Raw genomic sequence first — 24,315 nt, forward strand, 5'->3', positions numbered from 1 at the left:
ATGCTGCGGCGCGGTATTCGTCGCATGACCGCAGGCGGCTCTTCCAAACGTCCGGGGATGCGTAGACACTGAGAGTGTTAGGCACTTACCATCTCATCTATACGCTCTCGGCAGATCATAAGGAGATCGCAATGACCGCCTCCGCCCCCGTCGCCGTCGATGACACCGGCAAGCGCGTCCTTCCCCCGCGCCGCGCCATCGAACCGGGAACCCGCATGTGGGACGAGACCGGGCTGGTCACCTTCTCGCTGACCGCGGGCTCGGCGTTCCTGCTGCAGACCATGGAGCCGACCATCTCCGCGGTCGTCGACGAGCACTCCACCTTCCGCACCGACCCCATGGGCCGCGCGCTGCGCAGCGTCTCCTCGGTGATGATGTGGGTCTACGGCGGTGACGAGGCGCTGGCCGAGGCCGATCGGCTGCGGGCGATGCACGCCTCGCTGAACACCACCGACGCGAGCGGCAGGCAGCACAGGGCGCTCTCCAGCGGCCCGTGGGCCTGGGTGCTGCACACCGGCACCTACGCCTTCTGCGCGAACTCGAAGTACTTCGCCCGCACGCCGTTACGGGACGAGGACAAGGAGGCGTACTACCAGGAGGCGCTGCAGCTGCTGCGCAACTTCACGGTGGCGCCCAAGGAGATCCCGGCGACCTTCGCCGAGTTCGAAGAGTTCTTCGCCGCCGCCGTCGAGAACAACCTCGAAGCCACGCAGACCGCGCGCGACTACCTGAAGACCATCCGGAAGGTGGCTCCGCCCAAGGAGCTGCCGCGACCGCTGCACCCGCTGTGGCACGCGCTCTTCGCGCCGATCGGCAAGCTGCAGTACTTCTGCACCGTCGGCACCACCCCGGAGCCCGCCCGGCGCAAGCTCGGCCTCACCTGGACCGCCGCCGACGAGCGCAGGCTGAAGCTGATCGGCTGGGTGGTCTCGCGCGGCACCCCGCTGCTGCCGGAGCGGGTGCGCTACTTCCCGATCGCCTACGAGGCGCGCAAGCTGGAGCGCGACCGGCAGCGGCTGCGCAAGGTGATCGACCTGCGGCCGCTCTGATTCGATTCGCGCATCACACCCCGCCCGGCGGCCGCAACTCCGGCCGCCGGGCGTTCGCGTGTCCGGGTATCCCTTACGCTACGACAGCGTTTCGGTATCGACCCGACAGCCGGACGTGGCACGGACCCAACGGCGATCGGACCCGATCGGCCCGAACCCCGGAAAGGCGTTTCCATGGCCCACAGGCCCACAGTGCTGTTCGTCTGCGTGCACAACGCGGGACGGTCGCAGATGGCGGCGGGATTCCTCAGCGCGCTGGCGGGTGATCGGATCGAGGTGCGCTCCGCGGGCAGCGAACCGGCCGCGGCGCTGAACCCCGCGGCGGTGGCCGCCATGGCCGAGGTCGGGATCGATATCGCCACGCGCACCCCCGCCCAGCTCACCGAGGAGGCCGTCGGCCTCTCCGACGTGGTGGTGACCATGGGCTGCGGCGACGCCTGCCCGTTCTTCCCCGGCATCAGCTACCGGGACTGGGTGCTGCCCGACCCCGCGGGCCAGCCCATCGAGGCGGTCCGGCCGATCCGCGACCACCTGCGGATCCTGGTGGAGAACCTGATCGCCGAGCTGGTGCCCGCGCACACCCGCTGACGTCCGATTCGTTCAAGCCGCGCGCGGCCCCCGCTTCGTAGGCTCGCGGTATGACTCTTCGACTCGATGCCATCGGCCTGGTGGTCGCCGACATGACCGCCTCGCTCGCCTTCTACCGCGGGCTCGGCCTGGAGTTCCCCGACGGCGCCGAACAGGCGCCGCACGCCGAGGCCGAGCTCGGCGGCGGGTTCCGGCTCATGCTCGACACCGAGGAGACGGTGCGCTCCTTCCAGCCCGGCTGGCAGCCGCCGAGCGGCGAGGGCCGGATCGGCCTCGCCGTCCGCTGCCCCGACCCGGCGACCGTGGACGCCACCTACGCGGCGCTGGTCGAGGCGGGCGCGCACGGCGAACTGAAGCCGTTCGACGCGCCCTGGGGGCAGCGCTACGCCTCGATCCAGGACCCGGACGGAAACGGCGTCGACCTCTACGCCGCGCTCGACGGCTGAGCGGGCCCGGCCACCCGCGTAGGGCGCGGGTGTAGGTCGGCGCCGCTGCCCGGCGGCGCGGCAGGCCCGCTCAGCCCCCGCCGCGGAGGAGCCCGGCCGGAGTGAGGCCGGTCAGCTCGCGGACCTCGCGGGTGAAGTGCGCCTGGTCGGCGTAGCCCGCACCCACCGCGGTCTCGGCCAGCGGCACCCCGGCGCGGGCGCGCGCCAGCCCGCGCTGCAACCGCAGCACGCGGGCCAGCGTCTTGGGGCCGTAGCCGAAGGCGGCGAGCGAGCGGCGGTGCAGGGTGCGCGCGGTCCAGCCCGCGCGCTCGGCGACATAACGCACCGGCTGCCCGGCGTCCAGCGCCGCCACCACCCGGCCCAGCGCCGGGTCGGGGGCGGGCCGCTCGGCGGCGCGGCGCAGCACGGCGGCCTCCAGCGCGGCGGGGCGATCCGCGGCATCGTCCACCCCGGCGAACAGCGCTCTGACCCGGGCGGCGGGCCACAGCTCGGCCAGGTCGACCCGGCGATCCCGCACCTCGGCCGCGGGCACCCCGAGCACGGCAGGCGCGGTGCCAGGCGCGAACCGGAAGCCGGCGAACTCGCCACCGCCGGGATCGGGGCGGTACGCGACGGTGTCCGGCCCGGCCACGACCAACCTGCCCTCGGTCCAGATCAGATCCATGCAGCCGTCCGGCAGCACCGGCAGCTCGAACTCCGCCACACCCGTGCGCGCCCAGACGACGGCCCCGGCCAGCCGCGCCCGCCGCTCCCGATAACCGGCCATGGCCGCGAGATTACGCCCGCTACCGCGCGGCGGGCGGGGCGGAGGAGCGCGGCACCACCCGGACGAACGGCTGCCCCTCCGGCGGCACCCGGCGCTCCGGGTCGGCGCAGCCGACGGTGAGCTCGGCGTTCGGCGCGGCGGAGAAGGTCCACAGCGTCATCCACTCCTGGCCGCCCGCCTCCTCCCGCTTCTTCACCTCCGAGGAGTGCAGGTCCTCGTTCCGCCCGGTGCCGTCGGTGACCGTGCAGCGCAGCGCGGCCGCGGCATCGCCCCAGGCCGCCGGTACCCGGATCTCCAGCACCGACCCGGGCGGCATGGTGGCGGTGCCGGTCTCGTCGATCGGGACCCGCACGGCGCCCTCCGGCTCGACAATCGGCACCGTCGTGGTCGGCGCCGCGGTCGCGCTGCCGTCGGTGGCGCTCGCCTCGCCCGTCGCCTCGCCATCCTTGACCTCGTCCGAGCAGGCCGCCAGCGCCGCAACCGCGAGCGCGGATACCAGGAGCCGGGTCAAGCGGAACTTCCTCACGGGTCGACCTCCCTGCAGCGTTTCCCACCCTTTCCGCCTCACCATGCCGCAGAAACCGGCAATTACCGAGCGAATCGCCGGACACCATGTGAAAATCCTTGTGCCGGGGTTGATTACCAGAGCAGGCACCCTTTCGGCGAACTCCCCGCATTCCTGTAGCGATTCCTTCGGGGTGGCGCTACCCGTTCCGGGAAATGTTTGCCAGAATATTGCTCGGGTAGTGAAGCAGTAGCTGATCAGCGTTTTTCCGACCGGACCGCCCGGACACCGAGGAGAAATCGTGAGCGAAGCGACGCTGGAGGCCCTGATCGGGCACACCGTGTACGACCGCGACGGCGAGAAGATCGGCAAGGTCCGCCGCCTGTACCTGGACAACGCCACCGGCGCCCCCACCTGGATGGCCGTCTCCGCCGGGCTCTTCGCCGGCGACGCGCTCATCCCGCTGATCGGTGCCAGTCACCAGGAGGCCAGCTCCTCGATCCGGGTCAGCGTGCCGAAGGGCGCCGTCCGCACCGCCCCGTACCTGGACGAGGACGGCCACATCAGCGGCGAGGCCGAGCGCGAGCTGCTCGTGCACTACGAGCTGGAGGAGGGGCGGCCCGCGGCCGCGGAGTACCGCCCGCGACACGCCATGCCGGACATCGAGGCGGGCGGCGACGAGCCGCTCACCTACGGCAGGCCGGACCCCGACCCCGGCGCGGGCTGAGCCCCTGGGCGGCGGCGCGCGCCGGGCCGGCACCCGGCACGCGCCGCCCGGATGCGGGTCAGGACTTCCCGAGCGCCTTCTGCAGCTGACTCTTCGTCATCTTCGAGCGCCCCTCGATGTTCTTCTTCCGCGCCTCGGCGTAGAGCTGGTCGCGGGTGAGCCCCTTGGGCCGGTCCGTGCCGGAGCGCTGCCCGCCGCGCTGCTGCGGTGACTTGTCCCGCACCGACGAGCGGGTGGCCGTCTTCGTCTGCCCGGCCTGCGCCCGGTTCTTGTTCACCGTGCGCGCCGCGACCTCCTTCGCCCGCTTCGTGCTCGCCCCGCGATCCTCCGCGGAGTCCTTCACGTGCTCGTACTGGCGCTCCTGCTTCGCCGTCCATTCCTTCGGCATGTCACACCTCCTGCCTCCGCCGTACCCCGTGCCGACCGAGTGAAATCGGCGCGGCCGGGTCACGAAAAGGTTTCGGAAAACAACCGCTCGGGTACCTGGGTGAGATGACAGCGATCCGCAACCACACCCGAATCCTCGGGCTGGAACGCGGAACCGCGGTGCTCGCCTTCGTGACCTGCTCCACCTTCGCGTGCGGTATCGCAGCTCTGACCCAGTCCGTTCTCACCGGCCTGATCGCGGCGTTCGGCCTGTCGGCCGCGCTCGTGCTCACCCTCGGCACCCTGCCGGGCGATATCGCCCGCTAGGGCCACTGTCGGCAGCCCGCTAGGCAGTGTTGCGAAGTAGCTGTCATTGGTCGCGCAGCCAGTGGTTGATGGCAGCGATGTGGACGCTGGCGAGGTAGCGGACGGCGAGTTTGTCGTAGCGGGTCGCGACGGCGCGGTGTTGTTTGAGCTGGTTGATGCCGCGTTCGACAGCGTTGCGGTCGCGGTAGGCAACCGGATCGCATGCCGGAGGCCGGCCACCGGCCCTGCCGCGGTTGCGGCGATGACGGAGCTGGTCAGCCGGGCTCGGGATCGTGGCCGCGATGCCGTGGCGACGCAGCCAGGTGCGGTTGGCGCGGGAGGAGTAGGCCTTGTCGGCCAGCACCCGATCCGGCCGCTGCCGTGCCCGCCCCGGTCCTCGGCGTGGCACCGCGATCGCGTCGAGAACCAGCGGCAGGTGCGGGCTGTCGCCGGCTTGGCCGGCGGTGAGCAGGATCGCCAGCGGTTTGAGTCCTTGCTCGCAGGCCAGATGTAGTTTCGTGGTCCACCCGCCCCGTGAGCGGCCCAGCCCGTGATCGCCGGGCTCACCGGCAGGACCCGACCGGGCTCCGGCGGCGTGCTGGTGCGCGCGAACGATCGTGGAGTCCACGCTGAGCTGCCAGCGGATCGAACCGGAGGCGTCGGCATAGACCTGCAGCATCTTCCAGATCAGCACCCACGCTCCGTTGTGCTGCCACCGCCGGAACAGCCCGTAGACCGCTTGCCAGGACCCGTACTGCGGCGGGACGTCGCGCCAGGGTGAGCCTACGCGGGTTCGCCAGCGGATTCCGTCGATGAGCTGGCGTCTGCTCCATTGCGGCGGGCGGCCCGCCTTCTTCGCGCGGGGCAGCAACGGTTCCAATCGAGCCCATTGGGCATCGGAGAGATCCGCTCGCCCCGCGGCCGTTACGCTGGCCACGAGGTCTCCGGTGGGTGATGTTTTGCTTGGTCGCTGAACACCACTACCGGAGACCTCGCCTCGTCACCTCACCGGGACATGCGACGGGTCAACAGATTCCAGGACACCTCACGCGACCTGCGCGCGCTACTTCGCAACACGACCTAGGGCCACTGCTGGTAGGTCGTCGGCACCCGGCGCACGCCGCGGCCCACCTCGGTGATGAGGTCGTCGTAGGCGTCGGCCAAATCGGTCACCAGCATGGCCAGCTCGTACCGCTCGTGCTCCGAGTCGACGGTCGCCGCGTACGCCTGCGCACAGTACGAGGCCAGCCGGTCGACCACCTCGCCCACCGTCTCGGTGTGCCGCGCGGCCCCGCCGTGCGGCACCGGGACGACCCGGGCGATCCAGCGATCGATCGCCAACACCAGCCGGCCGCGGTGGCCGTCGATCTCGCCGGTGCCGCCCGCGCCGATCCGCGCCTCGTGCAGCGCGGCGAGCTCACCGGCCGCCTCCAGCATCGGATGGTCCCGGTGCGGAAAGCCACGGAGCGCGGCGACGAGCGAATCCTTGTCCGGCAGCGCGTGATTCACCACCACCCCCGGCCCGCACGCCGACCGCAACGCTCGTCCGTTCTGCCGGGGACACGCACCCGGGACAACCACACCACGACACAGACGTATACCGGAGTCGGGGCACCGGCGCTGGTCCCGAGCCGGACAATGCAACCAACTCGTAGCGAAACACCCGGTCTGCGCCTACGCTTTGGCGGCTGATCCGACCGCGGGATCGACGGTGATCGGAGCGGGTTGTTCCGGCACCGCCGCGGACGCGGTCACCCGCCGCCGCCCGGTCGCCAGGAAGAGCAGCACCAGCAGCACGCCGAGCCACACGTAGGTATCGCCGACGAGGTGCTGCACCGGAGTCCAGTCGTACTCCCGATCCTCCCCGCCGGGCAGCCAGTTCTGCGGGCCGTAGACGAAGACCGCCGCCGTCACCGCCGTCACCGCGAACCAGCCGAGCGCGCGGCGCCACGGCAGCGTGGCCGCGTAGCAGGCCATGCCGAAGAGCGCGGGCGCGATCCACACCCAGTGGTGCGACCACGAGATCGGCGACACCAGCAGCGTGAAGACCGCGTTGATCGCCAGCGCCAGCGCGGGCACGTCCGCCGCTCGGCGCATGGCGACCACCACCAGCGCCAGCAACACCGCGGCACAGGCCAGCCAGACCACGGTGAACGCGGGCTCCGGCACCCGGAGCCGGGAGAGCACCCCCTGGATCGACTGGTTGGTGTGGAACGCCGACCCGCTCAGCCCATCGACGTTGCCCATGCCGCCGAACCAGTACTCGAACGACTCCGACGGCAGTACCGCGAAGCCGACCAGCGTCGCCACCGCGCCGGAGATCGCCGCCGTGATCGCCGCCTTGTAGTCGCGGCGGACCAGGAAGTAGAGCACGAAGGCGGCCGGGGTCAGCTTGATCGCGGCGGCGATGCCGACCAGCATGCCGCGCCGCCAGCGCGGCTTCCCGGTCAGGCAGTCGGCGGCGACCAGCACCATGAGCAGTAGGTTCACCTGGCCGAAGTCGAGCGTCGAGCGGGTCGGCTCCAGCAGCATGGCCAGCGGGGTCGCGGTAGCGGTGGCCAGCAGCGCCAGCTCCAGGGTGGCGCGGTCCGGCCAGAAGCGCCTGGCGACGAGGTAGAGCGTGAGCGCCAGCCCGGCGGTCGAGGTGGCGAAGAAGGCGAAGGCCGCCGCGTCCCATGGCAGCAGCGCGAAGGGGGCCAGCACCAGCGCCGCGAACGGCGGGTAGATGAAGGGCAGGCTGATCCCGAGCGTGGTCTGCGGCAGCTCGCCGTACATGTCGCCGCCGCTGCGCAGCGCCTCCACCCCGAGCCGGTAGACCTGCAGGTCGATGAAGCCGCGGGAGATCTCCTCGATCGGCCAGATCGGCTGGGTCAGGCACAGCGCGGCCAGTACGGTCGTCAGTACCGGCGCGAGCCAGGCGACGCGCCACAGACGGGGGCGCGGCCTCGGCACGGCACGGTCGGCGGCGGAACTAGTCATCCGCGGCGACTATACCGACCGGGTCCCGGCTACCCGACGGGTACCGAGCGGCGCCCGCCCGAATCGTCCGGTTCGCCTCCCGTCCCGGTCAATACCGTTCCGAGCGGGCGCTTTTCACCCCTCCGAACCGCGACACGGCTTGTAGAGTGGCGGCGGGACACAGCGAGGAGGGCGCATGGCACCGGCGGGGAGCGACCGGGACCGGGAACCACTGCGATTCGTGACCATGGGGCTGGGCTGGGATCCCGTCCGCGACGGCGTCTGGTCCGGCGGCTACCGGCCCGAGATCGACCTCAACGCCGCCGCCCTGCTCTACGCGGGCGACCGGCTCACCGACGTGGTCTACCACGAGCAACTGCTCTCCCAGGACGGCGCGGTCCGGCTGCTCGGCGACAACCTCACCGGCCACGGCGCGGGCGACGACGAGGTGATCACCGTCGACCTCACCCGCAGCTCACCGCGGATCACCAGCGTGCTGCTCCTGGTCACCTCGTACTCCGGCCAGGCCTTCGACGTCATCGAGAACGGCTTCTGCCGCCTGGTCGACGGGCTGACCAGGCGGGAGGTCGCCCGCTTCGCGCTGCCCGCCGGGCCGGACCACACCGGTTTCGTACTCGGCAGGCTGCACCGCGACGACGGGAACTGGCAGTTCCACATCATCGGGGTCGCCATCCCGGCCCGGCACCCCGCGGAGGCCGTCCCGCACCTGGAGCAGTTCCTGGGCTGACGGATCAGTGCTCCTCGATCTGCTCCGCGATCGTCTCCAGCCTCGCCTCGGCATTGCTGCCGTCCAGCTGCCCGGTGAACGCCGCCCGCGCCGCCGCGATCAGCGCCCCGTCCACCTCCGGGTACGTCTCCGCGATCCGGATCAGCGCCGCGCTCGTCTGCACGTCCAGCGCCGATCCGGGATGCAGCCCGCCCCCGGTCGTCACCGACGCCAGCTCACGCTCGAAATCGGCCCGCAGTTCGTCCGCGCCGGGATGTGTCACCTCGGTCATCGTTACCTCCTCGTCGCTCCATGGAGTGTCCCGAACGGGAGGTCTCATGCGTCCGGATCGCGCGGAACAGTCGCACACCACGAACCGACCGAACGGCATTCTCTCTGTGTAACAGGTCACCACAACATCGCGACGGGTAGCTCGTGAAACTCAGCAGGGGTGGTAACGCGCCCGTTCCGGCCGATACCGTCGTCGTCGCCCTCGGATGGCGTGGCGGCGAGGTCGATCCGCAGGCGCTGCTCGTGGATACGAGCGGGCGAATCCGGACCGATGACGACTTCGTCTTCTACAACGCACCGAAGCATCCGTCCGGCGCGGTGACGCTGCGCGAGGCCACCGGCGACGCGGCCGCGCTGGAAGTGGCACTGCCGAAAGTGGAGCCGTCGGTAGAGCGCATCGTGATCACGGGGTCGGTGGACACCGGCAGCTTCCGCGATATCGCCGGTCTGACGGTCGAGGTCCGCGCGACCGGCGCACCGGCCTTCGATCTCGACCTCGACCAGACCGAGAACGTGAGCGCCGTCATCTTCGGTGAGTTCTACCGGCGCGGCGGCGGCTGGAAGTTCCGCAATGTCACCCAGGGCTGGGACAGCGGCCTGCGCGGCCTCGCCAAGGAGTTCGGCGTCGGCATCGATGACGACGAACCGGTGCCCCCCGGCGAAGCACCCGCTCCGGCCGCACCGAGCGGAGTTCCCGCTCCGGCGCCGGCCCCGACCGCACCACCCGCGGTCGCTCCCGACTGGTACACCGACGCCCAGGACCCGTCCCGGGTCCGCTGGTGGGACGGCGTGCGCTGGGCCGACGAGACCCGCCCGATCGTTCCGGTCGCACCCGGTGTCTGCGGACGCTGCGGCCGCGCCACCCGGATACCCCGCTTCGGCGCTCCCCCGCCGTGCCGCTGGTGCGAGAACGATGTCTCCGGATTCCTCGACATGTGGCGCAGCCAGGTCTGGCAGGTGCTCACCGCGACCGGCCCGCAAGGCCCGGCCTGGGAAGATCTGTGGGTCGCGCTCCGCTTCCAGCGCATCGACCCCGCGACCGGCAGCACGGCAATGCGCCCGCTCGCCGTCGCCCACCTGGAGCGCGTGGTCACCTTCGCCTTCGCCGACGACGAGATAGACGAGCACGAGATGACCGGCTTCGACGCTGCCGTGACCGCGCTGCGGAGCTGCTGCGACCTCAGTTCCGCCGGTTCGCACATCGAGCAGTTACGCCAGCGCATGCTGCGCGGCCGCAGCCTCACCCAGGTCAGGGCGGGCGAACTTCCCCGCATCCAACGCCAGGGGCTGCATCTCTCGGCGGACGAGATCGTGCACGTCGACGTCGCGGCGACGCAGGTGCGGTACCTGGCCAGCGGCCCGAGGCAGCAGTCCGGGCGGCTGATCGGCAGCAACCGCAAGCTCCGTTTCGTCGGCACCGGACCGGGCACCGAGACGCCGTGGGAGAAGATCGTGTCGGTGGGGTACGAGTACGGCAGCGTCGTCATCGCGGCGAGCACCGCCCGCGGCGGCGGCACCTACCGCGTACCCGACCCGGACTATGTCGCCGCGGTCCTCGAGGGCGCGCTCCGGGTGGCGAAGCGACTGGTGCTCGCGCCGGGCCGCCGTGACACCCGCACCATCCCCCAGCACATGAAGAGCGAGGTATGGCAGCGCGACGGCGGCCGCTGCGTGGAGTGCGGCGCCGGCCACTACTTGGAGTTCGACCACGTCATCCCGCTCAGCCGGGGCGGCGCCACCAGCGTGAGCAACCTGCAGGTACTGTGCCGCGGCTGCAATCTCGCCAAGGGCGCGCGGATCTGACCGCTCAGCGGACCTCGGTGTTCAGCCAATCCACGACGGCACTCTGGTACTCGACCGTATTCGTCGCCAGATTCACCGAATGCCCACTCCCGGGCAGCACGAAGGCGCGCAACCGGGCGGCGGGAGCGAAGTACGGCGCCTCGGAGGCGTGCAGCGTGGCGGTATCGGTGCACGCCGCGAAGCCCTGCCCACACGAGAGCCGGTCCACCGACCCGTTGACGACCATGACCGGCACGTCGATGTCGTTGGACATCGGCGGCAGCGTCGAACTCAGCCCGTCCGGGTATTCGGTGAGCGAGAAGACCTCCTTGGTCCGCTCGTCTTCGGCGAGTACCGCGGGGTCGGTGGTGTCCGGCCCGTAGAAGGCGGCGGCGCGGGTGCCGGGGCGGGTGGTCAGGTAGCCGTCGTCGTAGCTGCGACCGGCGAACACCGGGTCGCCCGCGGCCGGGTGGTACGACGAGATCACGCCCATGACCTGCGACACCTCGAGGGTGTGCGAGTAGCCGGTGAGCAGGACGCCGTCCACGTCGTGGTGCCGCACCGCCTCCAGCACGGCGATGCCGGAGCTCAGCGAGTGCCCCGCGGTGACGACCTTGGCGTACGGCCGGGCGCCGTCCAGCCCGCGCCGCGCCGCCTGCACGATGTCGTGCAGCGCGTTGGCGCTGGTGGTGGCGGAGAGCGTGCCGCTCGGCGGCTTGCTGCTCGCGCCGTTGCCGAGCCGGTCGACGATCAGCGTCGCGTAGCCCGCGCGGTTCAGCGCCTGCCGGAAGTTGTAGGTCTCCGGCCGGTAGCCGAAGTCCCAGTAGCCGTGGTTGTAGTTGGAGCCCGCCATGAGCACCACGACGGTGTCGGCGGCAGCCGGTGCGCAGAGCGTCGCGGCGAGCTGTCCCTGCGGCACCGCGAAGGAGAGCGCGCGGCACGCCGGATCGGGTTGCGCCTGTGCGATATTCGGTGCGAGCGCCGGTATCAGCGCGGCCACCGCGAGCAGCGCGCGGGCACCCCACCTCCGTCCGTTCCGCCCGGAAATGCCTGCGGTACTGCTGTTCCCCGTCATCGTGGGCGACGCTAGCCCCGTCCGGGACATCGCGCAAGGGCGGCAATGATGCTGCAACCCATCATGTTCCACTGCGCTATGACTTAACCTGATCCGCGAGCGAAAGGATCGGGTGATGCAGAACGAGGCCGTCAGGGCCGTCCACTTCGTCGGGAGTTTTCCGGCAGCAACGCCGGAAGAAGCCATGCGCGCCATGCTCTCCGCCGAGCTGCTGCACACCCTCCCGACCGGCGAGACACACCGCTACGAGTACTACATCCAGCCCGTGATCGAGGACCTGGTGCGCCAGGGCGCGCTGGAGGTCAAACGGCAGGGCACCTGGCAGTCCAGCAAACAGCGAACGCTGCACCGCCCGGCCCGCGGCACCCGGCTCACCGCCGACCGGATGGACCTCGGCTATCTGCGCGAGGCCGAGGCGGTGCTACCGCTCTTCCGGGGGTTGCGCGGTAACCGCGAGTTCGCGCTGCAGATCGGCATGCCCACCGATTTCACCCTCGCCTTCATCGCCGTCGGCCCCGGCGGGCTGCGCGCGAACCGGGCCGCCTTCACCGCCGCCACCGTGCGGGAGATCACCGCCATCCGCGAGCTCGCCGGTGACGACGTGGTGATCCAGCTGGAGGCGACCGCCGAACTCGTGCTCTCGGCCCGGCTGCAACCAGCGCACCGCAGGGCCGACGCGGTACTCGGGCTGAGCCGCGGAATCGCCACGCTGGCCGCCGCGGCACCGGAGGGCACCCGCTTCGGCGTCCACCTGTGCCTCGGCAGCCTGCACAATCGGGCGCGGGCGCGGCTGCACGACACCAGGCCGCTGGTCGACCTGGCGAACGCCGTGGTGCGGCAGTGGCCGGCGGGCCGCCCGCTCGAATTCGTGCACGGCCCGCTCGCCGCGGGCGATGTCCCGCCCCCCACCGAGCAGGCGTTCTATGCCCCGCTGCGCGACCTCGCGCTGGACGAAGCCCGCTTCCACGCCGGCTTCGTGCACGACACCCCCTCCACGGCCGAGCAGGAGGAGACGCTGCGCACCGTCGAACGCGCCCTCGGCCGCAGGGTCGACGGCGTCGCCTCGGCCTGCGGGCTCGGCCGGGTGCCGCGCGACATGGCGGATCGGCTCGTGACCAGGGCGATCACGCTCGCCGCCGCGCCCTGACTACCCGACCTCGGCGATCCCGCCGAGCAGCACCAGCTTGGTCTCCGGCAGATCGTCGCCGAGCCAGTCCTGGATCGGCGCCACACCCGGCTCCAGCAGCTCGAAGCCATCGAAGAGGGCGCGCACCTGCTCCGCCGAGCGGTAGGCGACCTGGGCCGGGCTGCCGACGGTGTCGTTCTCCGAGCGCTCGATGAACTCGCTGTTGCTCTCCGCCGCGCCGTGCGTGAAGACGACGTAGCTGCCCGGCGCGAGCACCGCCCGCAACCTGCGCAGGATCTCCGCCGGGCGCTCGTCGTCCATCACGAAGTGCAGCACCCCGACCAGCAGCACCCCGATCGGCCGGTCGAAGTCGAGCAGCCGCTGCGCGCGCACCCGCTCGACGATGTCGTCCACGTCGCGGACGTCGCCGAGCAGGGCGGTCACGCCGTCGATACCGGTCAGGATGGCATTGCTGTGCACGAGCACGACCGGGTCGTTGTCGACCGCGACCACCGGGATCCGCTCGTCGTACTCGCGCGCCGTCTCGTGCACGTTCGGCGAGGTCGGCAGCCCGGAGCCGAGGTCGAGGAACTGCCGCACCCCGGCCTCGGCCGCGTGCCGCACCCCGCCGAGCAGGAACTGCCTGCTGAACCAGGCCAGCGTGCGGGTGTCCGGCGCGACGGCCAGCATGCGGTGCGCCACCTGCTGGTCGACCTCGTAGTTGTCCTTGCCGCCGAGCAGGTAGTCGAAGACGCGCGCCGAGTTCGGCCGCGAAGGATCGACCCCGGCCGGTGTGCGCTCGTGCTCCGCCATCGCGCAGCCCCTTCCGTTCGGGCCGATGGTAACAACTCCGACATTCCCCATGTTCCGGGGCGACGAAGTTGTCCCGCAATGGTTTTCGATGCAGACGCGGCGGTTTGTCGCATTGCAAGGGCATTTGCACGCGCACCGATGAATTCGTCGTGCCCGTCCCGTCTAGATCCGAAGGACCGTTTTTCACCGACCAGTGAGGACACCATGAGCACGAACGCACTCCCGCCCGTCGTCGACACCGCGACCTGGCAGCGCGAACTCGCCGAGCTCCGGATCCGGGAAAAGGCCGCGACCAGGGAACTCGACGCCATCGCCGCCCAGCGCAGGCGGCTGCCGATGGTCGAACTGCCGGAGTACACGCTGGAGGGCGCGGACGGCCCGCTGCGGCTGGCCGACGTCTTCGAGGGCAAGTCCCAGCTCATCGTCTACAGCCACATGTGGTTCCCCGGCAAGGAATGGCAGTGCCCCGGCTGCACCGGCCTCACCTCGCAATACACGAGGCTGCATTTCCTGGACAATTACGACGCCCGATTCGTGATCGTCACCCAGGGCCCGATCGACGAGGCGCTCGCCTACAAACGCAAGGTCGGCAACGAGATGACCTGGTATTCGACCGCGAACAGCCCGTTCGGCAGCGATATCGGCGCCCCGCCGGACGCCGGCTTCGCGGTCAACGTCTTCCTGCGCGACGGCGACACCGTCTACCGCACCTGGCACACCGACGGCCGCGGCACCGAGCAGCTCAGCCACACCTTCCCGCTCATCGACCTGCTGCCCTACGGGCGCCAGGAGGAGTGGCAGGACTCGCCGGAGGGCTGGCCGCAGTCGCCCACCTATTCCAAGTGGAGCGATTCGAAGGAGATCGCGGCGGCCTACGGGAACTAGCTACAGCAGCGGCGAGCTCTGCTTGTCGCCCTCGGCCCGCACCGCCTCCTCGAACCCGGAATCGTGCTCCTCGCGGTAGAGCAGCCAGCAGCCGCGGATGCCGTCGAGCAGATCCTCCAGCAGGTCGACAGCGGGCCGGGACGGGTCGAGGCGGCAGATCCGGAACTCGTCGGTGAGCGCGGCGAGCCCGTCCTCGTCGAGTTCGTCACCGCGCATCCGCCGCTCGATCGCCTCCGCGGCCTCGACGATGCGGGCCGGGTTGCGCACCCGGCCCTCGGCGGCCGCGAGCGCGTCGGCGATCAGGTCGACCACCACCTCGGTGGGGCTCTCGCCCGCGCACAGCCGCTCCAGCACCAGCGTCGGCGTCTCCACCTGCAACGCCTCCAGATTGTCCGCCTCCGCGACCACGTGCACCGGGTGCACGCTCGCCGCCTCCGCCGTGACCTGCGCGGCCAGGTGCAGCCAGCGCGCCGCCGCCACCGCGGCGGCCGCCGGGTCGATATCGGTGAACAGGTCGATCGAGCCGAGCGGGTCGGCGTGCAGCAGCGCGTCCGCCGCGAACACCTGCACCGGCGAGATATCCGCCCGCGACAGCTCCACCGCCTGCCGCGCCCGCCCGGACAGATCGCCCAGCTCCGCCGCCTCGATCGCCACCTGCTCGGTCCGCACCTCCGCCGCGAGCAACTCGATCAGCTCCGCGTCCCCGATCAGATGCGCCACCCGCCCGATCCGGTGCGCCGCCTCCTCCACCACGCTGTACGACACCGCCATCAGCCCGTCGTCATCCGGCAGATTCGGCTCCCGCACCGCCCCCTCCACCTCAGCGAACCGATTCCGCTCCTCTGCCCGATGCCAGGCCACACTGTTCGGCACCTCGGAATCGCCCGCCGCCGACGCGGGATGGGTATAGGTGCGCCACTGAAACTCGGACAATTTGGTCAGCGCCGCCGTCAGGACCAGCGCCACCTCGGGCTCCACCGTCTTCGGCAGGGTGGCGATGGTCTCGGCGGTGTCTCCCCTGCCGGTCCCCCAACTCGCTACCAGTGCGCCCGACTTCGGCTCGTATGCGTACCGCGTCACGCTGTCATTTCTACCCGTGTTGCGCACTGAAGGGCGAGGCGGCGCAGCGGTCTGTCGGCGCGACGCGCAGACGACGAAGGCCCGGTCCTCGCGGACCGGGCCTTGCTGGTGGACCTAGCGGGAAGCTACTCGAAACAAGCGGACCTCCTCAACTACCTGACCGGCCTCCAGATCGAGGCGTCACAGGACCAGAGGCGTCATGACAGGAAGGATGAGCAGCCGAACCCAAGGCAGCGCAAGTATCTGGATGCCGAGGAGGTGGGGCAGATGGTGGGCAAGTACGAGGCAGGGGCATCCCTGACCCAGCTGAAAGCTGAGCATCACATGGCCAAGGCGAACGTGGCGAAGGTGCTGCAGCAGGCCGGTCTAGCGATCCGGCCAGTGGCGGACGGAAACGTCGCGATCTTTGAACAATGTCTAATTCAAATTCGCATACTCATTCCCGAAAGGAATTCAGCCTAATCTGTCGAGAGCGAACTGAACTCTGCCACGTCGGCGACGAGATGGATTCTCACCGAACATGTAGAGAAACAACCACTTACTCCGATCATGATGTGTGTTTTCCAGTAAACCGAGCTGCCTTGCCAAATCGCGACCTACCCCAAACACTCCAGTAGCGACACCGAGTAGCGCAATAGCATCGAGCTCGGGAGGCATATCAGCAGCGAGTCCTAGTACGCCCGCTATGGTAGGGGAACTTGTCAGGATATCCACCCATCGCTCTTCTAAGGTATTATTTTCAAACTCTGCTTGAAGTTTTCCCAACACCTTCTCTCGCGCACTCCTCGGATCAAGGCTATGAAGGTCCCGGATGAGCAACGACATCCAAGTCGCGATAAGATAGTGTCCTTCACCTTTAACGAATTTATTCAGCTTTGGATTACCGTCCCGCTCTAGCAACCGAAGGATCCTCACGATTTCAGCCGTGAGCTCAGCCAGGTCTTCCGGCATCAAATTCGACGAATAGCTTGTCGGCAAGGTAGGAAAAACTATCCCAGTTCTGGTTCGTATGTTCTCCATGAGAGTCTGGAATCGACTCTCCCGAGGCGCCAGCATAAATGGAGTGCGAGTAAACGAATCCGCGAGTGCAGCATCATGATTGTAGGCGTCGCGTAAGATCCAAGTCACAGCTTGCAGACGATCACCTTCGGCACGCTCGACTTTTTCAAGAACTCCAACTGGAAAGTCGATTCGTCTAGTTGCTCCTGTCAGCTTCCCCCACAGGTCGTCAACAATGTCAGGGTTACTTTGAGCGTAAGTCTCCGCCCAACCCCTGCCTCCCTCCGCTCCGACTGCAGCAACCCTACGCTTCGCCTCCGGCTCCCCTTCATCCTCCCGATAGATCCGAAGGATCGCGTCATCGATTTCCGGGACCCAACCAGCATATGACCACTTCTCGGCCGCGTAACGGTTGCGCTTTACCTTGTCAGTTATCCATTCTTCGCGTCCAATGATGCGAATGAGTCCCTGATCGACCAATCCAACGAACTGCTTCGGGCTCAACTTACAGACGCTTGAGGCGATCTTCATTGATGACGGCGCCCATAGGACGAGAGGCCAACTCGTGGCAACCATACGATGGAGGTTCTTGTAACCCGCATCTTCATACTCGTTGATATGACAGAAGGTCCTGAAGTACTCTTTATCGACGCTCACACTAATGGCCTTCGCTCAGTGTCGTTAGAATCCGAACTCGAATCGAAGGCAATATCACTCGCTGCAAAAATCCACAAACTCGAACTACCGATATTCTTGATAGCATGAGACCATCCCACCGGCGGGAAGAGGGCATAGCCCCCGCCTTCGAAAACAAGCGAATGCGTATCGGTACCCCATCCTGTGTCCCAATGCACCGACCACTTCTCGGCCGCGACAACCGCGATCAACTCAGTCCTCTTGGTATGAAAATGGTTTCCGCGCACGGAGCCTGGGCGCACCTCGGCTATGTGAACATCCTTCACCGCCTTCAGTCGCGAAAGGAGAACCTCGGGCACAGTGAAGCTTACCCCTCTCGCATCCGTCGATTCGCCTAGCCTGATAACGGGGAGCTCGTACATCGCAACCACCTTCAGCGCGGATTCTATTCAAAGTTCGTGGGCGAGTCTATCCGCCAATCGCATGACACTTCCAGTCCACGATCGATCATCGGCCTTTTTTGCGCTGCCGCGACGCCGCTACCCGGATGCGCGACACGCACAGGCGGGAGTAGGAACACAGACGCCAATTCCTGCTCGCCCTCACTCCGACGAGGCGCTGAGTGCGCGGCGGACATAGAAGGCAGAAGTCACCGCAGCGATTAGAGCAACAGTGCCAGCTATTGCAGCGGCAAGAGTTGCTTCCTCAGCAAAAACTACCGCGGCAATGAGCGCCGACGCTGCAAAGAGCGCAGTCACAATCGCTCGTGGGCCAGCTTCCTTCTTGTCTCGACCCAAGTCGGCATCCACACGCTGCGCGGCCTGAGCCAAAGTTCGTCGCCTGCGGGCCGCAGGGCCCTCAGGTCGTTCCTCGTTCTCATCAGTGCGGCCGTACCAGTCGAACGGAGAGAGCTGTGGCTCGTTGTCGGGATCTGGCGCGGGGTGACCAGCCATAGTTGCCCTACTTCCAGTTGATGCCCTATTGCCTAATTGTGGACTAGAAGCAGGTTCGCAGCAAGCACATCTCCCAGCGCTGTAATCAGGTGCTCGTGGTCGGGAATGAAATCAGATGCGCTAGGCACATCCACAGATAACATCCCGAACAAACGACCACCGGCCGCCACTGGAGCCGCTATGACAGCCTCGTAATTACTGTGTGACGTAGGCCTCATATAGCTAATATTTGTAGGCGTACCATCGACGACCCATGTTTTTGGGGTAGACCCAAGAATGTCGGATGATATGTGAGCCGCTTGAGGCTGAGAGCTGAGCCATTTATCGCGGGGCGTCCTCGATGGATCTGGAGGATAACTAGCCTTTAGAATGTAGTCACCGGTTGGGGACTTCTCGAAATATGCAGCCCGTGCCCTATAGCGAGAAGGTGTTGCAGCAGGGGGGGAAATCAGCTGAACAGTACGTTCAAGAACCCCGGCGAGCAAAGTGTCGAACTCCATCAACGTCATAGGCCCTGCGGGGATGGGGCGCGGAGCAAGGGTCACATACGCCGATACTTGCTCTTTGGTGATCTTCAACATAGGCGCAAGCAGTCCTTTATAGAACTCTGCCATTCGCGCTTCGGCCTCGATAGCACGATCACGGGCTTCTGAGCGGGCTCTTTCTGCCATATGATTCTCAATGAATGTACCCAGCACCGCCGTGGCCGCTAGGGCACCCCCCAGGATGTATAAGTTCTTTTTATCATCATCTTTCTGAAAACCCTCGCCATAAATTCCAACAGCGACAATCCCCACGCCAGCCGTGGCGGCAAGGACGAAGAATCCGATCGCATTTCGCCAGTATTTCCAATTTTTCACTGACATCCCTCGAAACTCCGGGCTTCGGTGCACACCTCAACTACTCAACCGATCAGGCATACCATAAAGCGCGCCGCCCCTTCGATTTAGCGCTGATACGGTTACGGATCTATCGGCAATTCTTGTTGTTCGGCCTCCCCTTTTGATACGCCCGAGAACTCCGAAACACCGTGTTTGACAGGATCGAATGGAGCACTCACACCCGTACGAAATGGGAGGTTCGAGATATCCTGGAGCGGATCTGCGACATAACCCCCACCTATTCTTCGCAGGCATCGAAGTGCAACCATCAAAAGACCGCGATGCGCCGGAGTGAACAAGTGCTCGAACGATTCAGCTCGCCATGCAGTTCCCCCGAGAAGCGCGTCGAAACACACGAGTTCCGTTGTTTGCAGGAGTTCTCGACCAACCAACGGGTTTGCGCGGAGCCGCAGAACAAAGTCGATGTAGTCGTCGATGAAATCTGGAGGCGAAGCAATCGTATCCCGCAGTGAGGGCACGTCGATATTCAGGCGGTCCGCCCCATTCTCGACGTAAGCACGATGCAACTTGTCCTGAGACCAGCGCACAACTGCATCCGCGCGCTCCAGCACCTGCAGGATATAATCGTCATCGGCATCACCGAGCGTGAGAGCACGCTCAAGCCTACGGCGAAGATCAGCATGTCCAATCTGATCCACACGCCCCGCATCCAATACGGCTGCCAGCACTAGTGCATTGAGTGCGTGGCCACTCAGCACTTGCGCTGTCGGTTCCGGGACTGCGCCCTGCCTATCAAAGGACGATCCCAGAGCTACGACAGCTGAAATAAGAGCCGGCGAATCTGCAAGAGTCCCGTGGCCTCGCAAAAATCGGACTAGATCTAGAGAAATCGTCGGCAGACCCTTTAGTTGCTTGTCAGTTCGCTCTTCTGCAAGAAGACACTCAGGGCCATCAACATGCGCGAACCGTTCGGGAACGGCTTCATATGCGCTCTCCAGCCGCTTGAGCGCTTGATCGTCAATAGCTACTATCCCAAGCCGTCGGGCAAGCGCTCGTCCTCTTGAAGTTACAGCTTGTCTGACGATTGTGACTTGATCGAGCCTAAGCAATTGCCGAAACCCGGCAAGCCAGACAATCGTATACGCCTCGCCGCTCTGCCCCTTCCCACTCTTGCATTCGAGACTTGCCGACGATAGATGGAGCCTGTTGTCTATAGAGAGCGAAAGCACATCAATATCAGTAAGGATATCTCTTCCGATCTCGTTCACGTCCGCAGGCACGGGCACTCGAAGGCGAACGAAAGAACCTTGTGCGAACTCGATCCTCGCGATTCTTCGTTCGAGAGCGCCGCCCACTGTATCGCTTGGCTTCGTACCCGCCTGAGGCCTCCGGCGCCGGGAGTTGGGAGCAGTCACATTGGTTCCATCATCTTGCTCGTCAACCTGTTGGCTTACATCCATCAGTTACCCCCGCGGAAGGTACGTTCCGCAGTGACCTCGCGCAGCGCTGCAAGCAACCGCTGCTGTTCGACATCGTCAGCCTCGGCCGACACTGCCAATCGAGCCCTTTGTCGCTCCACATGAACATAGGCGCGTTGCGCGCGGACTGCCGCAATATCGTCGTTGCTGCCAGAAGAGTTACCTCGAACCGTCAGCAGCTTCGCAGCCTCTTCTGCAACATCGGCCCTTAACAACTCCAGCCGAAAACGATTGACTCGTGAACCAGGCACAACCTTAACGATCCCTGCCTTCTCAAGCATGGGGTAGTCAGTACCGATTGAGGTTACATCTCCTGCTAGGCCGTTCTCAATCAACCTAGTCAGGAACAGACCCGGATCTTTGAGCTTGTACCGCGCAAAAGTCGCGGCGTACACCATCGACCCGACAAGTTGACGCACTTGCCCTGAAGCGTCGCCAGCTGTTCCACCAAAGGGATCTCGAAGCAGATGCGGAGTGAAGAGGAACCCTTGTTCGTCTCCTTCGGACGTCTGGATCACCGACCGCTGAATAAGGCCCTGTGCGACTGCGAAGTTGATCCACCTCGGCTCTGTTGATTTCACGTTGGCCTCCGGGAGGCCGGGCTGTTCAGCGAGTTCCTCAAGCAGCGCCCTAACTTCGCTGGTTGCCTTGGCGTCAGCTGTCCGGATAGCGGCCTTGGCAATCTCGTCTCCCTGCGTCCATACATTTGGGTTGTATAGCACTCGACCGCTATCCGTCTGCACATCGCGAAGCAACCCGACCGCCAGCAATCGCCGTACCGCGTCGTTGGCAGACTGCTCGCTCGTTCCTTGCGCTGCCACTGCAAGCGCCTCGGTCAACAAAAGCGGCTGAAGTGTGGTGGCGCGCAATAACTCAAGTAGTGCGTAGTCGCTCGGATTCGCGTCACAAGCTTGCAGAATCTTTGGCGTAGCTTTGACGAGGTCCGCCGGAGCCGGTATTGCCTCAATCACCGACAGCGGTTTTCTCTGCTGGTCACGATCAACTGCCAGCCATCCAAGCGCTTCCATCTTGGCGATGACGAACTGCAGGTCACGCTGCCCGAGACCGATGTCCATACCGATAGCCCAGACTCGGTCTGGAGTACTCGACGTGTTGCCACGCAGACGGAAAGCCATGTCAACGATCCAGCCAGCGGCCTGGAGGGTGTCCAGCGAAGCAGTCTCTGCGCTCCGCGCGTAGGCGCCCAGGTGGCGAGACAGGCCCAGGATCAGTTCGGCATCGGACAAGATCATCGGAAATTCACCGCAACCATTGCTGCACACCTTCGGTAAGTCTAGTGGGACAGAGTCACGATCGAGCCTCCCCTCAGCGCCGCGCGCAGGCGCACCGCTCGTCAGCGACTCAGCGTACCGCCCGCATACACATCCGCGAAAGCCAGTTAATCAGCAGCTAGAGCCATAAGGAACTGGACGGTCTACCTTTTCCACCCTGCACACTCACCGACCCGACCTTGATCAGATCAACTTGCCCTTGCCTGCACAGCGCATATTCACGGATCCAAACACGGGATCAGCCCTATCACCCTCTACCACCAGAAGATCTTTCACTGCACCGCTATACATCCGCTTAAAGCTGCCGCATGCGCTAGGTTAGCTCAGTGCCTGTAACTACATCACTATCACTTGCGCCTGGCGGAGTTGAGGAGCTGGGACGTGCACTTGACGATATGATCAATAATCAGTTCGAATCATCTTGTAACGAAATGGAGGAGTTTCTTCATTTACCTCAGATCGTCCAGACTGCAGTACGATCAAATCTCGCAGACTCTTCAGAAACAGTCAAATCTGTTGTTCGAGCCCGGCTTGACTCAATTGAGGCGGGCATCTGCAGTTTCGAAACGGATAAGAGGAAACAGTGGGGCAAACTGGCCGCACTGGTTGGGCTCGCCTGCCTGGTAACGCTTGCAACTTTCTGGTTCGCATTGTTAGTGTGGCCCAGTTCGCCGAGAGTGCAATTTACAGATACGTACCCTTTAATGACCTTAGCTCTATCGTTGTATGGCGTTGGTGGCATCGCTGTTTCCGTACGCTATCTATACCTCTCGCCGCAAGTTGGCCCTGAATCAGTGACACGTCAGTTTAGGCAGGGCGGCAGTACCGTCGAGCTCCAAGATCTCTTAGCTGCCTTAGTGACTGAAGTTAGGATTGAATCAGAAGCCGTCATACGACGCATCGCTAATAATCAGCTCGACAACGGACGGTCGAGCGCCGTACTTGGTATCAGTCAAAGTCCACGGCTCGTGGAAGTGCACACAATCGATACCTTCGAGTCCGACGCCGCCCGCAGTTGCATGGCCTTCATCGAAGCACACGATACTTCCGCGCTGGGTATTTGCGGCCCTCGAGGCGTCGGAAAAACAACGATAATGCGTTACTTGTGCCAGCCTAGGGAGGGGTTTCTAGGCGTACATGTCCCAGCCCCGGTAAGCTATAGCGCTTCCGAGCTTGTCGTGTTGATCCACCAGTCAGTTGGCAAAGCCATATTGACCAAGCACGAAGTCTCGGTATCGCCCATTCGAGCCGTCGCCGGAGCTGTTCTCAACCGAGCGATAGCAGGGCTCATCTGTTTAGGAGCAGCTTTGATTCTCGGAGTTGTGGACTTCTCCGGTGTCGAGCCTGATCTGATCATTAGCTGGACTAAAGTCGGTTTGGGTGCACTGGTATTCATCGGGCTGACCCTGATCGGAAGCTCAGCGTGGGCCCTGTACCACGAATTGGTTCTGCAACGCCGAAGGGTAAGAAGTCCCCTCGACCTCGCCCGTGCCGAGTTACACCAACTGAAATGGTTAACTAAGAGGCAAAATTGGTTCAAGAACTCACTGAGTATGAAACCGTTCACGGTTGAAGATCAATTTATTCACGAAGAGTCTGAACGTGAGCTTTCTCAGCCGCAGCGAGTTGATGCACTAAAAAGATTCTTGACGTTGTATACCACCATGACGGATACGAACGTGGTCATCGCTTTGGATGAGCTCGACAAAATTGCGTCACCCGAATTGGCGGTCGAAGCGGTAAACGGTGTAAAAGATTTGCTCCATATCGACCGCGTGCACTTTATAGTATCTGTTTCGGAAGATGCGTTGGCGAGTTTTGCCCTGCGGGGAGTTCCAGTTCGCGACGCATTCGACTCAGCCTTTGATCTAGTTGTTGGAGTGAAGCGGCTCACTTTCGATGACTCGCTACAGCTTGTCGTGCGTCGAGTGATCGGAACACCCGACAGAATCGTACAGTTGTCCCACGTTCTGAGCGGTGGGCTTCCTCGCGATCTCATTCGTTTCCTGCGGGCTTGCATCGATGTACGGCGCACGAGCGAGGTCGATGTCAGTGTCTCGTCAGTAGCAAAAGTTGTCACTCGAGCGCAAGCGCTAGTGTTACTGGAGGGCGTTACGTTGCAGGTCAGCAACGAAGCAGACCATATTGCAGTTTGTATATACGAGGTGCGTCGAGCGGTAGCCGACTGCGAGGACGCGATCCTCTACCGAACCCTTGAGCGCGCCGCCGTGCACATCTGTAACTCTTTGCCGGACTCCGATGTATCTAATGCTTCAGTTCGAGCCATCGGTCCAGTTCTCGGCGGACTCGCCACGGCTGGAATTGTTTTTGGTGCCGACTCTGAGGAGTCTATATCAATCGAGGCGCAACCCTTCACTGACGACATGGCGAGATACTTTGCTGATCTCGGCATGAGTGCGGCCGTAAGCCGTACCGAATTGAATAGGATCCGCCGGGAAGCCGGTTTACCGACGCTTGATTTCAAGTAGCTATCGGTCGAAGTCGCAACCAAGGAAGTGGTCATAATCGCAGAAAAGGCGAAATTCTAAAGCGGTTTCAATCCGCGCGCGCCCGCGGCTGGACCGGCGAGGTGCAGACTACAGACTGCGCGAGGTCGACAAAGGA

General features: G+C 65.3%; 26 protein-coding genes. 11 read left to right on the plus strand and 15 right to left on the minus strand.

The features are described from left to right. Positions 1–131 precede the first annotated feature (131 nt). The 3 genes from LTT61_RS11955 to LTT61_RS11965 all read left to right on the plus strand — a co-directional run bounded on the left by LTT61_RS11955 (position 132) and on the right by LTT61_RS11965 (position 2,083). Positions 132–1,049, plus strand: a complete 918-nt coding sequence (locus LTT61_RS11955) for an oxygenase MpaB family protein (protein ID WP_233020007.1) — start codon at positions 132–134, stop codon at positions 1,047–1,049. A gap of 174 nt (positions 1,050–1,223) precedes the next feature. Further along, a complete protein-coding gene (locus LTT61_RS11960) occupies positions 1,224–1,637 on the plus strand; it encodes an arsenate reductase ArsC (protein WP_233020008.1) in 414 nt (137 codons plus the stop codon). Between the two features lie 50 nt (positions 1,638–1,687). After that, positions 1,688–2,083 (plus strand): VOC family protein, encoded by a 396-nt coding sequence (locus LTT61_RS11965; protein WP_233020009.1) that lies wholly within the window; start codon positions 1,688–1,690, stop codon positions 2,081–2,083. A 70-nt stretch (positions 2,084–2,153) separates the two neighbouring features. On the opposite strand, the gene LTT61_RS11970 is transcribed toward LTT61_RS11965, so the two are convergent. Continuing rightward, on the minus strand, positions 2,154–2,849 hold the full coding sequence (locus LTT61_RS11970) for a helix-turn-helix transcriptional regulator (RefSeq protein ID WP_233020010.1): 696 nt from the start codon (positions 2,847–2,849) through the stop codon (positions 2,154–2,156). 19 nt (positions 2,850–2,868) lie between these two features. Next, positions 2,869–3,360: a hypothetical protein gene (locus LTT61_RS11975; RefSeq protein ID WP_233020011.1), complete on the minus strand. Its 492-nt coding sequence runs from the start codon at positions 3,358–3,360 to the stop codon at positions 2,869–2,871. A 295-nt stretch (positions 3,361–3,655) separates the two neighbouring features. Here LTT61_RS11975 and LTT61_RS11980 point away from each other — a divergent pair, with 295 nt between their 5' ends. Beyond that, on the plus strand, positions 3,656–4,081 hold the full coding sequence (locus LTT61_RS11980) for a PRC-barrel domain-containing protein (RefSeq protein WP_233020012.1): 426 nt from the start codon (positions 3,656–3,658) through the stop codon (positions 4,079–4,081). A 58-nt stretch (positions 4,082–4,139) separates the two neighbouring features. Here LTT61_RS11980 and LTT61_RS11985 read toward each other — a convergent pair whose 3' ends face one another. Continuing rightward, the gene (locus tag LTT61_RS11985) at positions 4,140–4,469 is read right to left on the minus strand and encodes a plasmid stabilization protein (RefSeq protein WP_233020013.1); all 330 of its coding nucleotides are present in this window, start codon (positions 4,467–4,469) and stop codon (positions 4,140–4,142) included. Between the two features lie 104 nt (positions 4,470–4,573). Between LTT61_RS11985 and LTT61_RS11990 the strand changes: the two genes are divergently transcribed. After that, entirely contained in the window at positions 4,574–4,774 is a 201-nt protein-coding gene (locus LTT61_RS11990; RefSeq protein WP_233020014.1) for a hypothetical protein, read from the plus strand. 43 nt (positions 4,775–4,817) lie between these two features. On the opposite strand, the gene LTT61_RS11995 is transcribed toward LTT61_RS11990, so the two are convergent. The 3 genes from LTT61_RS11995 to LTT61_RS12005 all read right to left on the minus strand — a co-directional run bounded on the left by LTT61_RS11995 (position 4,818) and on the right by LTT61_RS12005 (position 7,732). Beyond that, positions 4,818–5,690, minus strand: a complete 873-nt coding sequence (locus LTT61_RS11995) for an IS5 family transposase (protein WP_233018227.1) — start codon at positions 5,688–5,690, stop codon at positions 4,818–4,820. A 143-nt stretch (positions 5,691–5,833) separates the two neighbouring features. Then, positions 5,834–6,262: a DUF4254 domain-containing protein gene (locus tag LTT61_RS12000; RefSeq protein WP_233020015.1), complete on the minus strand. Its 429-nt coding sequence runs from the start codon at positions 6,260–6,262 to the stop codon at positions 5,834–5,836. A gap of 165 nt (positions 6,263–6,427) precedes the next feature. Continuing rightward, positions 6,428–7,732, minus strand: a complete 1,305-nt coding sequence (locus LTT61_RS12005; protein ID WP_233020016.1) for a glycosyltransferase 87 family protein — start codon at positions 7,730–7,732, stop codon at positions 6,428–6,430. A 175-nt stretch (positions 7,733–7,907) separates the two neighbouring features. On the opposite strand from LTT61_RS12005, the gene LTT61_RS12010 reads away from it, so the two are divergent. Next, the gene (locus tag LTT61_RS12010; protein WP_233020017.1) at positions 7,908–8,459 is read left to right on the plus strand and encodes a TerD family protein; all 552 of its coding nucleotides are present in this window, start codon (positions 7,908–7,910) and stop codon (positions 8,457–8,459) included. 4 nt (positions 8,460–8,463) lie between these two features. Here LTT61_RS12010 and LTT61_RS12015 read toward each other — a convergent pair whose 3' ends face one another. Then, the gene (locus LTT61_RS12015) at positions 8,464–8,730 is read right to left on the minus strand and encodes a hypothetical protein (protein ID WP_233020018.1); all 267 of its coding nucleotides are present in this window, start codon (positions 8,728–8,730) and stop codon (positions 8,464–8,466) included. A 143-nt stretch (positions 8,731–8,873) separates the two neighbouring features. On the opposite strand from LTT61_RS12015, the gene LTT61_RS12020 reads away from it, so the two are divergent. Then, positions 8,874–10,532, plus strand: a complete 1,659-nt coding sequence (locus LTT61_RS12020) for a TerD family protein (protein ID WP_233020019.1) — start codon at positions 8,874–8,876, stop codon at positions 10,530–10,532. Positions 10,533–10,536: 4 nt separating this feature from the next. Here the strand turns inward: LTT61_RS12020 and LTT61_RS12025 are convergent, their stop codons facing one another. Beyond that, entirely contained in the window at positions 10,537–11,586 is a 1,050-nt protein-coding gene (locus tag LTT61_RS12025) for an alpha/beta hydrolase (protein ID WP_233020020.1), read from the minus strand. Between the two features lie 115 nt (positions 11,587–11,701). Between LTT61_RS12025 and LTT61_RS12030 the strand changes: the two genes are divergently transcribed. Further along, positions 11,702–12,733: a hypothetical protein gene (locus tag LTT61_RS12030; protein WP_233020021.1), complete on the plus strand. Its 1,032-nt coding sequence runs from the start codon at positions 11,702–11,704 to the stop codon at positions 12,731–12,733. On the opposite strand, the gene LTT61_RS12035 is transcribed toward LTT61_RS12030, so the two are convergent. Further along, positions 12,734–13,525 carry an SAM-dependent methyltransferase gene (locus LTT61_RS12035; protein WP_233020022.1) on the minus strand — a complete coding sequence of 264 codons (792 nt, stop codon included), beginning with the start codon at positions 13,523–13,525 and terminating at the stop codon, positions 12,734–12,736. Positions 13,526–13,729: 204 nt separating this feature from the next. Between LTT61_RS12035 and LTT61_RS12040 the strand changes: the two genes are divergently transcribed. After that, entirely contained in the window at positions 13,730–14,410 is a 681-nt protein-coding gene (locus tag LTT61_RS12040; protein WP_233020023.1) for a DUF899 domain-containing protein, read from the plus strand. Here LTT61_RS12040 and LTT61_RS12045 read toward each other — a convergent pair whose 3' ends face one another. Further along, positions 14,411–15,490 (minus strand): hypothetical protein, encoded by a 1,080-nt coding sequence (locus LTT61_RS12045; RefSeq protein WP_233020024.1) that lies wholly within the window; start codon positions 15,488–15,490, stop codon positions 14,411–14,413. It lies immediately after the preceding gene. 102 nt (positions 15,491–15,592) lie between these two features. Between LTT61_RS12045 and LTT61_RS12050 the strand changes: the two genes are divergently transcribed. Next, positions 15,593–15,952, plus strand: coding sequence for a hypothetical protein (locus LTT61_RS12050; protein WP_233020025.1), 360 nt, complete (start codon positions 15,593–15,595; stop codon positions 15,950–15,952). Here the strand turns inward: LTT61_RS12050 and LTT61_RS12055 are convergent. From LTT61_RS12055 to LTT61_RS12075, 5 genes are all read right to left on the minus strand, one after another. Continuing rightward, positions 15,944–17,146 carry a hypothetical protein gene (locus tag LTT61_RS12055; protein ID WP_233020026.1) on the minus strand — a complete coding sequence of 401 codons (1,203 nt, stop codon included), beginning with the start codon at positions 17,144–17,146 and terminating at the stop codon, positions 15,944–15,946. The two genes, LTT61_RS12050 and LTT61_RS12055, sit on opposite strands and share 9 nt — an antisense overlap. After that, the gene (locus LTT61_RS12060) at positions 17,143–17,547 is read right to left on the minus strand and encodes a hypothetical protein (protein ID WP_233020027.1); all 405 of its coding nucleotides are present in this window, start codon (positions 17,545–17,547) and stop codon (positions 17,143–17,145) included. Before LTT61_RS12060 ends, LTT61_RS12055 begins: the two co-directional genes overlap by 4 nt. 563 nt (positions 17,548–18,110) lie before the next feature. Beyond that, positions 18,111–18,944, minus strand: a complete 834-nt coding sequence (locus LTT61_RS12065) for a GAF domain-containing protein (protein ID WP_233020028.1) — start codon at positions 18,942–18,944, stop codon at positions 18,111–18,113. A gap of 95 nt (positions 18,945–19,039) precedes the next feature. Beyond that, complete coding sequence (locus tag LTT61_RS12070) at positions 19,040–20,188, minus strand: hypothetical protein (RefSeq protein WP_233020029.1); 1,149 nt, start codon at positions 20,186–20,188, stop codon at positions 19,040–19,042. A gap of 191 nt (positions 20,189–20,379) precedes the next feature. Then, a complete protein-coding gene (locus LTT61_RS12075; RefSeq protein WP_233020030.1) occupies positions 20,380–21,681 on the minus strand; it encodes a hypothetical protein in 1,302 nt (433 codons plus the stop codon). Between the two features lie 404 nt (positions 21,682–22,085). Between LTT61_RS12075 and LTT61_RS12080 the strand changes: the two genes are divergently transcribed. Further along, positions 22,086–24,179 (plus strand): hypothetical protein, encoded by a 2,094-nt coding sequence (locus LTT61_RS12080; RefSeq protein ID WP_233020031.1) that lies wholly within the window; start codon positions 22,086–22,088, stop codon positions 24,177–24,179. Positions 24,180–24,315 lie beyond the last annotated feature (136 nt).

The sequence above is a fragment of the Nocardia asteroides genome (assembly GCF_021183625.1).
GTDB lineage: Bacteria > Actinomycetota > Actinomycetes > Mycobacteriales > Mycobacteriaceae > Nocardia > Nocardia asteroides_A.

Coding starts and splice junctions, on each gene's coding strand:
- LTT61_RS11955 (WP_233020007.1), top strand. CDS start 132: ATGACCGCCTCCGCCCCCGTCGCCGTCGATGACACCGGCAAGCGCGTC.
- LTT61_RS11960 (WP_233020008.1), top strand. CDS start 1,224: ATGGCCCACAGGCCCACAGTGCTGTTCGTCTGCGTGCACAACGCGGGA.
- LTT61_RS11965 (WP_233020009.1), top strand. CDS start 1,688: ATGACTCTTCGACTCGATGCCATCGGCCTGGTGGTCGCCGACATGACC.
- LTT61_RS11970 (WP_233020010.1), bottom strand. CDS start 2,849: ATGGCCGGTTATCGGGAGCGGCGGGCGCGGCTGGCCGGGGCCGTCGTC.
- LTT61_RS11985 (WP_233020013.1), bottom strand. CDS start 4,469: ATGCCGAAGGAATGGACGGCGAAGCAGGAGCGCCAGTACGAGCACGTG.
- LTT61_RS11990 (WP_233020014.1), top strand. CDS start 4,574: ATGACAGCGATCCGCAACCACACCCGAATCCTCGGGCTGGAACGCGGA.
- LTT61_RS12005 (WP_233020016.1), bottom strand. CDS start 7,732: ATGACTAGTTCCGCCGCCGACCGTGCCGTGCCGAGGCCGCGCCCCCGT.
- LTT61_RS12010 (WP_233020017.1), top strand. CDS start 7,908: ATGGCACCGGCGGGGAGCGACCGGGACCGGGAACCACTGCGATTCGTG.
- LTT61_RS12015 (WP_233020018.1), bottom strand. CDS start 8,730: ATGACCGAGGTGACACATCCCGGCGCGGACGAACTGCGGGCCGATTTC.
- LTT61_RS12025 (WP_233020020.1), bottom strand. CDS start 11,586: ATGACGGGGAACAGCAGTACCGCAGGCATTTCCGGGCGGAACGGACGG.
- LTT61_RS12030 (WP_233020021.1), top strand. CDS start 11,702: ATGCAGAACGAGGCCGTCAGGGCCGTCCACTTCGTCGGGAGTTTTCCG.
- LTT61_RS12035 (WP_233020022.1), bottom strand. CDS start 13,525: ATGGCGGAGCACGAGCGCACACCGGCCGGGGTCGATCCTTCGCGGCCG.
- LTT61_RS12040 (WP_233020023.1), top strand. CDS start 13,730: ATGAGCACGAACGCACTCCCGCCCGTCGTCGACACCGCGACCTGGCAG.
- LTT61_RS12060 (WP_233020027.1), bottom strand. CDS start 17,547: ATGTACGAGCTCCCCGTTATCAGGCTAGGCGAATCGACGGATGCGAGA.
- LTT61_RS12065 (WP_233020028.1), bottom strand. CDS start 18,944: ATGTCAGTGAAAAATTGGAAATACTGGCGAAATGCGATCGGATTCTTC.
- LTT61_RS12080 (WP_233020031.1), top strand. CDS start 22,086: ATGATCAATAATCAGTTCGAATCATCTTGTAACGAAATGGAGGAGTTT.